This window comes from Halobaculum litoreum (assembly GCF_030127125.1).
Classification (GTDB): domain Archaea; phylum Halobacteriota; class Halobacteria; order Halobacteriales; family Haloferacaceae; genus Halobaculum; species Halobaculum litoreum.
Genome location: NZ_CP126156.1, coordinates 998,033 through 1,007,542, shown reverse-complemented (window position 1 = coordinate 1,007,542; position 9,510 = coordinate 998,033). Strand labels below are relative to the sequence as shown.

Sequence of the window (9,510 nt, the reverse complement as noted above, 5' to 3'; positions counted from 1 at the left end):
GGCCGCGCCGGACCCGTCGGCGCTCCCACGGTCGTGAGATGGTCGATAGCGCTAACAAGTATTGCCGCAAACTCTGAACAATGGTACCGTGTGACACGGTGCGTGGTCTCGCGCTCCCGCTCCACACGGGCGGGGGCGGGCTCGTGCCCAGAGGCACCCGGGTACAGGTGTTCGACAGCATCTTCGAGGTGTTCCTCGTGCTCGGGACGCTGGTGGGCGCGGTCGTCCTCGGCTACATGGGACTGAAGGCGTTCCAGTACCGCCGGGGCGCCGAACACGACGACGGGGACGTGTCGCGGCCGGTGTTGGGGGAGCTCCCGCGGGGGAGCGAGGGCGGGGGGAAGCTGTTCGTCTCCTTCGGGCTGAGCGCGGTCGTCGTCGTCTCGCTCATCTCGTGGACGTACCTCACGCTGTTGTACGTGGAGGACCCCGGGCGGAGCGCGGCCGACCCGGAGGCGCTGGAGGTCGAGGTGATCGGCGGTCAGTTCTCGTGGACGTTCGTGTACCCCAACGGCCACCGGAGCACCGTCCTGCGCGCGCCCGCGGACACCGACGTCCACCTCACGGTCACCTCGCGGGACGTGTTCCACAACTTCGGGGTCCCCGGCTTGCGGGTGAAGACGGACGCCATCCCCGGCCAGACGACGAGCACCTGGTTCGTGGCCGACGAGCCGGGCACGTACGCCGCCCACTGCTACGAGCTGTGCGGGTCGGGCCACTCGTTCATGGACACGGAGGTGGTGATCATGGAGCCGGCCGACTACGAGGCGTGGTACGCGAACACGTCCGCGAGCGCCGGCCCGGCGAACGCGAGCGCCCCGAACGCGACGGTCTCCGACGGGCCGACGCGTCTCCCGACGACCGCCAAGGGGGTGGGCGCGTGAGCGACGGCGCGAGCCGGCTCGCGACCCCGGAGCTGCCGGACGCGACGACGCTGAAGCGGTGGTTCGTCACGACGAACCACAAGGACGTGGGGTTGCTGTACGTCGGCACCTCGCTGTTCTTCCTCGTGTTCGGGGGCGTGCTGGCGCTGTTGGTCCGGAGTCAGCTGTGGGTGTCGCGCGCGCCCGGCGAGGGGCTGCTCGGCCCCGTCGCGTACAACCAGGCGGTCTCGGCCCACGGCCTGCTGATGGTGTTCTGGTTCCTCTCGCCGCTGGCCATCGGGCTGGCGAACTACGTCGTGCCGCTGCAGATCGGCGCCAAGGACCTCGCGTTCCCGCGACTGAACGCCCTGAGCTACTGGCTGTACCTGTTCTCCGGGCTGCTGTTCGGGGTGTCGTTCTTCCAGGGCACGTCGTTCTCGGGCGGGTGGACGATGTACGCGCCGCTGAACGTCCCGACGTTCATGCCGAGTCTGGGCGCGACGACGACGGTGTTCGCGCTGATCCTGTTCACGGCCTCGGTGACGGTCGGCGGGGTGAACTTCATCACCACGATCCACCGGATGCGGGCGAAGGGGCTGTCGCTGTGGCGGATGCCGCTGTTCACGTGGACGATCCTCCTCACCGTCTGGATGATGCTGTTCGCGTTCGCCGCGCTGTTGGCGGCGCTGCTCGTCCTCTCGTCGGACCGGCTCCTCGGGACGATGTACTTCGCTCAGAGCAGTCCCGGCGGCGCGCTGCTGTGGACCCACCTGTTCTGGTTCTTCGGTCACCCGGAGGTGTACATCGTGTTCTTCCCCGCGCTCGGGGTGATGGCGGAGGTGTTCCAGACGTTCACCGGGCGCCGCATCGTCGGCCGCAAGTGGTTCATCGCGGCGATGGTCCTGGTGGCGGTGCAGAGCTTCTTCGTCTGGATGCACCACATGTTCCTGACGAGCATCTCGCTGAACGTCAAGACGCTGTTCATGGCGACCACCATCGGCATCTCGTTGCCGTTCGACCTGATGGTGTTCGCGCTCATCTACACGCTGAAGAAGGGGGACATCCGCTTCTCGACGCCGTTCCTCTTCAACTTCGGCGCGCTCGTCCTCTTCATCCTCGGGGGGATCACGGGGGTGTTCCTCGGCGCGGTCGTCCTCGACTACGAGTTCCGGGGCACCTACTGGGTCGTCGCCCACTTCCACTACGTGATGGTCGGCGGCGTCACGGCGCTGATCGGCGGCATCTACTACTGGTTCCCCAAGTTCACGGGGCGGATGTACGACGAGTTCCTCGGGAAGGTCCACTTCGCGATGTACTTCGTCGGCTTCAATCTGCTGTACTTCCCGATGTTCGTCGCCTGGGAGACGCCGCGGCGCGTGTTCGCCTACCAGTCGTCGCTGGAGCCGTGGCACCAACTGGCGACGGTCGGCGGCTTCCTGCTGGGGTCGTCGTTCCTCGTCATGTTCTACAACCTCTACCGGAGCGCGTGGGCCGGCGAGGAGGCGTCCGCGAGCCCCTGGGAGTACGCCAGCACCGCCGAGTGGACCGTGTCGTCGCCGCCGCCGCTGGAGAACTACGACGGCTACCCCGACTACACCGAGGGGGAACTGCGCTACCTCGACGAGGCGACGGTGCGCGCCGAGTCGACGGGCGCCGGCGGGGCGGCCGCCGCCGCGGCCGACGGCGGGACGCTCCTCCGCCGCGAGGGGTGACGCCGCCCGCGACGGCCGTCGAGACGGGCCACGACCGCCACGAGAGCCACGCGAGCGTCTGGCCCGTGATCGTCGCCGCGGGGGCGTTCCTCACCCTGTTGGGCGCCTCGGGCATCCGGCAGGGGTCGTTCGTCGACGGGACGGCCGGCGGCGTCTACCTCGGACTGCTGGTGTCGGGCGCGGTCGTCACGCTCGGCGCGCTCGTCGCGATGACGATGGAGCCGTTCGGCGGGCCCGTCGTCGAGTGGGCCGCCCAGTGGCCGTTCGCGGAGGTGGAGAACACCAAACTCGGCATGTGGGTGTTCCTCGCGAGCGACGTGGTGTTGTTCGGGGCGTTCATCGGCGCGTACGCGTTCGTCCGCGTCGCCCACGGCTGGCAGGCGTGGCACGACCTGATCCCCGCGGCCCACGTCCCGCTGCCCGGACTGATCAACACCTACCTCCTGCTGACGAGCAGTTTCAGCGTCGTCATCGCGATGGTGGCCGCGCGCGAGGAGCGGCCGCGCGTGCTCGTCGGGAGCCTCGTGGCGACGTTCGGGCTGGGCGTGGCGTTCCTGATCAACAAGGCGCTGGAGTGGCAGCACCTGTTCCACGTCCACGGGGCGGCGTTCCCGAACGGCTGGGACCTCTCGACGAACATCGCGTCGTCGACGTTCTACCTGACGACGGGGCTCCACGGCGCCCACGTCGCGGTCGGCCTCCTCGTCACGCTGTACATGATCGGCCGCGCGTCCCGCGGGGCGTACATGGGCGACGACGAGCCCATCGAGCACTTCGGCCTGTACTGGCACTTCGTCGACGTCGTCTGGCTGTTCCTGTTCCCGCTGTTCTACATCCTGTGAGGCACCCACAATGACATCCACCAAAGTGTACACGGCGATCTACGTGGTCCTGTTCGTCCTCGCGACGGTACAGGTGCTCATCGAGCGGGCGGGCTTCCTCGAGGAGACGTACTGGGCGGCGTTCGCGGCGATCATGGTGCTGTCGGCGGTGAAGGCGCTGTTCGTCGTCGGCTACTACCAGCACCTCAAGTTCGAGCCTCGCGGCGTGGCGCTCGTCGTCTCCGCCGGCCTGCTCGGCGCGCTCGCGCTCACGGCCGCGGCGGCGTACTCGATCCTCTGAGGGGCCGTCGCCGCCCCCGCGGGGTGCTCGACCGGGTCACCGGAGTCGCTTCGCCAGTCGTCGCCCGGCGTCCGGCCCGAGCGTCAACAGCAGCACCGCGAGCAGGAACACGCCCGTCGACACCTCGACGGAGGCGGCGTACACGGCGCCGAGCGCCGCGGCCGACCCGCCCGTGAGCCCGGCGACCAGCGAGAGCACCACCGAGAAGCCACAGCTCACACACGCGGCGAGGCCGAGCGCGCCCGACAGCGCGGCCGCGCTCGCCTCCAGCGTCGCAACGTACACGAGGTACGCCAGCGCGAGGTAGCCGACGACGCGGAACGGGACGAACGTGACCGACACCAGCGCGCCGCCGTACCGGATCACCGGCCCCCACCCCGGCGAGCCGCCCCCGAGTTCGAGCCAGACGACGGAGCCGCCCGACCCGGGACCGAGCAAGCCGGTGACCGCGAGCAACAGGAGGAAGTAGCCGGTCGCCAGCGTGCCCGCCGCGAGCCGGCGCCGCCGCGGCGCGGGCGGCGGGTCGGTCCGCGCGACCGCCCAGATCCCGGCGTCGATCCAGACGAACGGGGCGAGCACGTAGCCGAGGCGGAGCACCGTCGCGTCGGCGAGCGAGAAGTACGCGACGAGCAGCGCCGCCTCGACGCCGAGCACCGCGGCCCACAGCGCGACCCCGAGTCGACCGACCGACGGCAGGGGGACGCCGCCGGCGGGCCAGCGCCGCTCCGCGGCGCCGCCCTCGCGCGTCGCCGGGTCACCCGACACGCGGGATCACCCGCCGAGGACGAGTCGGGCGACCACGCCCACGAGGAACACCATCGCGAGGATCCACACCCCGACGCCGACCGCCTGTGCGTACGTCATGCCGCGGGCGCGACAGATGTGGTACGACCCCCACGTGACGTACAGCGCGATCAGCCCCGCGAACAGCCCGAGGAGCGCCCCGAGCACGGGCGTCGTGGGCACGAGCGCCGCGCCCACTCCGGCGCCGAGCGCGACGACGGCGACCCCGCCGAGCGCGACCGGCGCCCACGAGGGCCGTGCGGTGTCGCCGGGGAGCGCGGCCGTCGCGCCCGCGCCGCTGCCCGGGGCCGCGGCCGCCCGGGTGGGGAGCCGCTGCCACGGGAACGCCCGGACGGCGTAGGCAGCGACGGCGACGAGCACCGCGCCGGTGACGACGGTGGTGACGAGGGAGGCCGTCGTTGTCATGGGGGAGGGTTCGGGAGCGCCGAGCATAACGTTTGGCAGATATTGCCTAGCACTGGAAAGCCGGTGTCGCCCTCACCCGGTCGCCGGGAGCGTCCAGCGGGCCAGCACGACCGTGTCCACGCGCGAGCGGTCCCACAACAGCGACACACGCGACCCCGGGTCCGCGCGCACGGTGCCGGCGTCGCCCTCGGCGATCCGCGCGGCGCCCCACGCCGGCCGTCGTTCGATGCCGTCGACGGTGACGCGGAGGTCGGCCGTCGGCACCGCGGGACCCCCGCGTGCACGACCCCGACGTGGGTGTCGTTCACGCGGTCGAGCCCCACTCCACGGCGCGCATCGGCGCGGCGTCGTCGGCGTCCCCGGCGGTCGCGGCGACGTACCCCAGTACGCCGATTGAGGCGAGCCCGAGCGCGGCGACGACGACGAGTCCCGCGCGCAACAGCCGGTCGGGGTCGCTCGGCATGAGCGGTCGACGTTCGCGCCGCCGACGGTTCACCGTGTCGCGGATTCCCACGCGACCGTTCCCCGTCCGCCGCCGGCGGAGGCGACCCCGGCCCGGGCCTGCTCAGCGCAGGCCGTCCGCGCCCGCCTCCGCGGCGGCGACGAGCAGGTCGACCGTCGCCGCGAGGTCGTCGACGTGGGCCGTCTCGACGGTCGAGTGGTGGTACCGAACGGGGACCGACACCGCGCCGACGGGCGTCGACCCCGCCGCGGTCTGGAGCGCGCCCGTGTCCGTGCCGATGTTCTCGGCGACCTCGCGCTGGTACGGGATCCCCCGTTCGTCCGCGAGCGCCTCCAGCCGCCGGACGACCGCCGGCGTGGGGACGACCGTCGCGTCGAGGTGTTTGATCCCGACGCCGTCGCCGAGCGTCGTCACGCGGTCCGCGGGCGCGACGCCGGGCGTCGAGCGTTCGAGGGTGCCGTCGACCGCGAGCGCGAGGTCCGGCTCGGCGTCGACGGCGAGCCCCTCGGCGCCGCGCAGGCCGACCTCCTCCTGGGTCGTCGCGACGAAGTGGACCGTCCCCGCGGGGGCGGCGCGCTCGGCCGCCCGGAGCACCGCCCAGACGCCGGCGCGGTCGTCGAGCGCCTTGCCCGCGACGCAGTCGCCGATCCGCTCGGTCGGCGCACGAGCCGTCACCGCGTCGCCGACGGCGACGCGCTCGCGCGCCGCCGCGGCGTCGAGGCCCAGATCGATGGCGACGCCGGTCACGGCCTGCTCGCCGTCGGTGTCGCGGACGTGCGCCGGCACCGCGCCGATCACGCCGTCGACGGGGTCGTCGCCGTCGTCGGCGTGGACGCGCACCCGCATCGACCGCAGCACCTCGGCGTTCCACCCGCCCAGCGAGCGGACGCGGACGAACCCCTCGTCGTCGACGTGCCGGACGACGAACCCGATCTCGTCCATATGTGCCGCGATCAGCAGTTCCGGGGCGTCCGGGTCGCCCTCGACGGTGCCGACGGCGTTCCCCATGGCGTCGACGCGGACGCGGTCGACGCTCGTCTCGAACTCCCGGACGACGGTCTCGCGGGGCTCGCGCTCGTGGCCGACGGGGCCGTGTGCCTCGGTGAGTTCGCGCAGCAGGTCGAAGCCGTGCATACCCGTGCGTCCGGCCCGCCGACGAAAAGCGCGCGGGTGGCGGGGATCGAGTCGGGCGACCGGCTCAGTGTCCCAGCGACGCGGCGTACTCGTAGTCGGCCTCGTACGCCTCGGCGCGCTGGCCGTCGAGCTCGATCCGCCAGCCGCCGAGCACCGCGGGGTCCTCGAGGGCGTGCCGGAGCGTGTCGCGCACGTCGTCGACGTCGACGCCGTAGAAGTCGCCGGGGACGCCGTGGAGGTACTGGAGCGCGGTCTCGAACAGGCTGCGCATCCCGCCGTCGTCCTCGAAGTCGAAGTGTTTGTACGCGCCGGCGGCGACCTGCACCATCCCGTGGAGGAAGGCGCTCTCGGTGGAGCCGCCGCCGTAGTTGTACCACTCGTCCTCGAAGCAGTCGTGGCTCTCGTGGTAGTCGCCGGCGTTGAACAGCCGCACCCCGTGTTCGGTCGCCCGGCGGAGGGTGGCGTGTTCCCAGACGCGCTCCTCGCGGCGCCACCCCGTCGGGTTCCCGAGCGGCGGCGCGACGCTCGGGTCGCGCGTGTGGTCGTCCATGCCTGCCGGTGGGCGGGCGAGCCCCATCACTCCGTCGCCCGGCGGCGCGCCCGACCGGTGCCGCGGAAGTTGGGTTTAATGCGCGCCGTCGCGTCCTCCGACACGTCGATGTCTCTACTGCGTTGGCTGCGACGGCGAGTGCGGGGTGCGGTCGAGGGCGTCCGGCGCGACGCCGCGGCGGCGGTCCGTATCCTCACCGACCCCGGCGCCCGGCCGGCCGTGCTGTACCTCCTGGCGCTGCTGGCGGCGGCGGCGAGCTTCGTGCTGTTCCTCGTCGGCAACTCCGGCACGCCCGACGGCGTCGAGTTCGGGCTGCTGATGGGGTCGTTCGGCGTCGTCCTCTACATGTCGCTGCGGCAGGCCGGGACGGCCCCGCGTCGCGGCCGGTAGCGTCCGGTCGGCCGGCCGCCTCGGTCCCTTCCGCGGCACCCGACCCCGACCCCGGCCCCGACCGAGCGCCACGGGGCCGAGCCCCGTCGGGGGGGCTGCGGTCGTCGGAAACCGGAGCATTAAGGCCCGGGCACGGCCTCCCTGCGAGTGCGTGCGAGGGTAGCCAAGCTCGGAAACGGCGGCGGACTCAAGATCCGCTCCTGTAGAGGTCCAAGGGTTCAAATCCCTTCCCTCGCATCGCCGGGGTCCACCCCCGAGATGCGGAAGACGCTCTCACGGAGCGCTCTTCCCTCGCACAACTCACTGCCGACCCAAGCCCCGAGAGCGGCCGCCACGGCGCCGACGGAGCCGGGTCGGAGCGGTCGCTCGCGAGGGCGACGCCGAGAGGAGAAGGGGACGGCTACTCGCCGCCGTCGGTCGCGACGCCGAGCAGTTCGTCGGCGACGCGGCCGGCCTCCGCGGGGTCCGGACGGCTGCCGTCGCGCACCTCCGCGCCGAGCGTGGCCGCCAGATCGGCCACGTCGGCGCCGCCGCCGGCGGCGTGGACGCGTTCGAACGCCGGGCGGTAGCCGGCCGCACAGCGTCGGCCGCCGTCGGTCGTCGTCGCGTCGATCACGTATTCGATCTGTCTGACCGCCTCACTCGGGCGCATTGAGTGACGAATGGCACCGATCCCACTTAACTCCGGTCTGAGTCGGTTTCGAGTAAACGGCCCTCGAGGTCTGTGAGTCCGGAAAACGGCGGATCTTCCGATATTTACTACTCAGTTTCGAGTAGGTGTACCTACGGCGGGAGCCGGCGCCGCAGCGCGGCGAGATACTCGGTCGCGACGGCGGGGTCGTCCGCGGCGAGGTCGGCGACGCGGTCGCAGCCGTGGACGAGTCGGTCCCTGCGGTCCCCGGCCGGGAGCTTGTTCGAGGCGACCGTCCGGGCGGTGTCGACGGCCGCCAGCGCGTCGTCCGTGCGGCCGTCCCGGACCGCGTCGCGGGCGGCCTCGACGAGTTGGGTGAGCGCCGCCTCCACGTCCGCCGGGAGGTCCGCGTCGTCGGGCGCCGCGGGCTCCGGGAGGCCCGGCGCGTCGGATCCGTCGCGGTCGTCCGGCTCGTCGTCCATACCCACCCGCACACGGGCGACGGGCTAAACTCCACGGGACGGAACCGACGCCTATTCCGTGCCGGTTCACGGACACCGGTGCATGACGACAGGCGAACACGACGGCGGGGGCGACCGGGCGACCGTCGCGGCGGCCGCCGCGCGAGCGGGCGCGGCCGTCGCCGGCGAGCACTTCCGGCGCGACATCGACGTGGAGCGCAAGGGCGGCAAGACGAACGTGGTGACGGAGGCCGACCGCGAGAGCCAGCGCCGCGTGATCGAGCGTATCCGGGAGGCGTTCCCGGACGACGCGGTCGTCGGCGAGGAGGAGGACGAACTGAAGGCCGTGCCCGACGCGGGCGCGACGTGGGTGATCGACCCGATCGACGGGACGAACAACTACGTGCGCGACATCCGCGCGTTCGCCACCGCGGTCGCGGCCGTCGTCGACGGCGAGCCGGTCGCCTCGGCCGTCGCGCTGCCCGCCATGGACGACGTGTACGTCGCCGACGGCGACGCCGTGACGCGCAACGGCGACCCGGTCGCCGTCAGCGACCGTGACGACCCCGAGACCGCGGCGGCGACGCCGACCGTCTGGTGGGACTTCGACGCCCGCGACGAGTACGCCGCCGCGTGCACGGAGGTCGTCGAGCGGTTCAACGACCTGCGGCGGTTCGGCTCCGCGCAGGTGACGCTCGCGATGGTCGCCGAGGGCGCGCTCGACGCGACGTTCACGAACGTGCGGTGCAACCCGTGGGACACCGTCGCCGGCGTCCACATGGTGCGCACCGCCGGCGGGACCGTGACGGACCTCGACGGCGACCCGTGGCGTCACGACTCGACGGGGCTGGTCGCCTCGAACGGCCCGCTCCACGACGAGGCGCTGGCGGCGGCGCGGGCGGTCCGCGACGTCGAGCGAGCGTAACCCCCCGGCCAGCGCCCGGTCGCGGGAACCCGAACTGCAAAGGTCGTGAG

Annotated in this window: 12 protein-coding genes, 1 tRNA gene and 1 pseudogene; 6 read left to right on the top strand and 8 right to left on the bottom strand. The window is 72.4% G+C overall.

Features of this window, described 5'->3' with window-relative positions:
* The first annotated feature begins 80 nt into the window (after window positions 1-80).
* The 3 genes and pseudogenes from coxB (at window position 81) to P0R35_RS05410 (ending at window position 3,697) form a co-directional block, all read left to right on the top strand.
* On the top strand, window positions 81-884 hold the full coding sequence (gene coxB / locus P0R35_RS05425; RefSeq protein ID WP_284014193.1) for a cytochrome c oxidase subunit II: 804 nt from the start codon (window positions 81-83) through the stop codon (window positions 882-884).
* A pseudogene (locus tag P0R35_RS05420) lies at window positions 881-3,417 on the top strand (cbb3-type cytochrome c oxidase subunit I). The gene coxB and the pseudogene P0R35_RS05420 overlap by 4 nt, the downstream one beginning before the upstream one ends.
* A 10-nt stretch (window positions 3,418-3,427) precedes the next feature.
* Complete coding sequence (locus P0R35_RS05410) at window positions 3,428-3,697, top strand: cytochrome C oxidase subunit IV family protein (protein ID WP_284014190.1); 270 nt, start codon at window positions 3,428-3,430, stop codon at window positions 3,695-3,697.
* A 36-nt stretch (window positions 3,698-3,733) separates the two neighbouring features.
* Here the strand turns inward: P0R35_RS05410 and P0R35_RS05405 are convergent, their stop codons facing one another.
* The 6 genes from P0R35_RS05405 to P0R35_RS05380 form a co-directional block, all read right to left on the bottom strand.
* Window positions 3,734-4,462 (bottom strand): DUF7546 family protein, encoded by a 729-nt coding sequence (locus P0R35_RS05405; protein ID WP_284014189.1) that lies wholly within the window; start codon window positions 4,460-4,462, stop codon window positions 3,734-3,736.
* Window positions 4,463-4,468: 6 nt separating this feature from the next.
* Window positions 4,469-4,906 carry a hypothetical protein gene (locus tag P0R35_RS05400; RefSeq protein WP_284014188.1) on the bottom strand — a complete coding sequence of 146 codons (438 nt, stop codon included), beginning with the start codon at window positions 4,904-4,906 and terminating at the stop codon, window positions 4,469-4,471.
* Between the two features lie 72 nt (window positions 4,907-4,978).
* Window positions 4,979-5,170, bottom strand: coding sequence for a hypothetical protein (locus P0R35_RS05395; protein ID WP_284014187.1), 192 nt, complete (start codon window positions 5,168-5,170; stop codon window positions 4,979-4,981).
* A 40-nt stretch (window positions 5,171-5,210) separates the two neighbouring features.
* Window positions 5,211-5,369 carry a hypothetical protein gene (locus tag P0R35_RS05390; protein WP_284014186.1) on the bottom strand — a complete coding sequence of 53 codons (159 nt, stop codon included), beginning with the start codon at window positions 5,367-5,369 and terminating at the stop codon, window positions 5,211-5,213.
* Between the two features lie 102 nt (window positions 5,370-5,471).
* Window positions 5,472-6,503, bottom strand: coding sequence for a M42 family metallopeptidase (locus tag P0R35_RS05385; protein ID WP_284014185.1), 1,032 nt, complete (start codon window positions 6,501-6,503; stop codon window positions 5,472-5,474).
* A 64-nt stretch (window positions 6,504-6,567) separates the two neighbouring features.
* Window positions 6,568-7,053 carry a DUF309 domain-containing protein gene (locus P0R35_RS05380; RefSeq protein WP_284014184.1) on the bottom strand — a complete coding sequence of 162 codons (486 nt, stop codon included), beginning with the start codon at window positions 7,051-7,053 and terminating at the stop codon, window positions 6,568-6,570.
* A gap of 108 nt (window positions 7,054-7,161) precedes the next feature.
* On the opposite strand from P0R35_RS05380, the gene P0R35_RS05375 reads away from it, so the two are divergent.
* Window positions 7,162-7,443, top strand: a complete 282-nt coding sequence (locus P0R35_RS05375) for a hypothetical protein (protein ID WP_284014183.1) — start codon at window positions 7,162-7,164, stop codon at window positions 7,441-7,443.
* A 153-nt stretch (window positions 7,444-7,596) separates the two neighbouring features.
* Window positions 7,597-7,680 (top strand) — tRNA-Leu (locus P0R35_RS05370).
* Between the two features lie 163 nt (window positions 7,681-7,843).
* Here the strand turns inward: P0R35_RS05370 and P0R35_RS05365 are convergent.
* Both P0R35_RS05365 and P0R35_RS05360 read right to left on the bottom strand, forming a co-directional pair.
* Window positions 7,844-8,095 (bottom strand): hypothetical protein, encoded by a 252-nt coding sequence (locus tag P0R35_RS05365; protein ID WP_284014182.1) that lies wholly within the window; start codon window positions 8,093-8,095, stop codon window positions 7,844-7,846.
* 131 nt (window positions 8,096-8,226) lie between these two features.
* Window positions 8,227-8,556: a DUF8101 family protein gene (locus P0R35_RS05360; protein ID WP_284014181.1), complete on the bottom strand. Its 330-nt coding sequence runs from the start codon at window positions 8,554-8,556 to the stop codon at window positions 8,227-8,229.
* Between the two features lie 82 nt (window positions 8,557-8,638).
* Here P0R35_RS05360 and P0R35_RS05355 point away from each other — a divergent pair, with 82 nt between their 5' ends.
* Entirely contained in the window at window positions 8,639-9,460 is an 822-nt protein-coding gene (locus P0R35_RS05355; protein ID WP_284014180.1) for an inositol monophosphatase family protein, read from the top strand.
* Window positions 9,461-9,510: the final 50 nt, after the last annotated feature.

What these genes read in the sequence shown, in the direction of transcription:
- coxB (WP_284014193.1), top strand. Translation starts at nt 81, where the DNA reads ATGGTACCGTGTGACACGGTGCGTGGTCTCGCGCTCCCGCTCCACACG.
- P0R35_RS05390 (WP_284014186.1), bottom strand. Translation starts at nt 5,369, where the DNA reads ATGCCGAGCGACCCCGACCGGCTGTTGCGCGCGGGACTCGTCGTCGTC.
- P0R35_RS05385 (WP_284014185.1), bottom strand. Translation starts at nt 6,503, where the DNA reads ATGCACGGCTTCGACCTGCTGCGCGAACTCACCGAGGCACACGGCCCC.
- P0R35_RS05355 (WP_284014180.1), top strand. Translation starts at nt 8,639, where the DNA reads ATGACGACAGGCGAACACGACGGCGGGGGCGACCGGGCGACCGTCGCG.
- P0R35_RS05380 (WP_284014184.1), bottom strand. Translation starts at nt 7,053, where the DNA reads ATGGACGACCACACGCGCGACCCGAGCGTCGCGCCGCCGCTCGGGAAC.
- P0R35_RS05360 (WP_284014181.1), bottom strand. Translation starts at nt 8,556, where the DNA reads ATGGACGACGAGCCGGACGACCGCGACGGATCCGACGCGCCGGGCCTC.
- P0R35_RS05400 (WP_284014188.1), bottom strand. Translation starts at nt 4,906, where the DNA reads ATGACAACGACGGCCTCCCTCGTCACCACCGTCGTCACCGGCGCGGTG.
- P0R35_RS05365 (WP_284014182.1), bottom strand. Translation starts at nt 8,095, where the DNA reads ATGCGCCCGAGTGAGGCGGTCAGACAGATCGAATACGTGATCGACGCG.
- P0R35_RS05375 (WP_284014183.1), top strand. Translation starts at nt 7,162, where the DNA reads ATGTCTCTACTGCGTTGGCTGCGACGGCGAGTGCGGGGTGCGGTCGAG.
- P0R35_RS05410 (WP_284014190.1), top strand. Translation starts at nt 3,428, where the DNA reads ATGACATCCACCAAAGTGTACACGGCGATCTACGTGGTCCTGTTCGTC.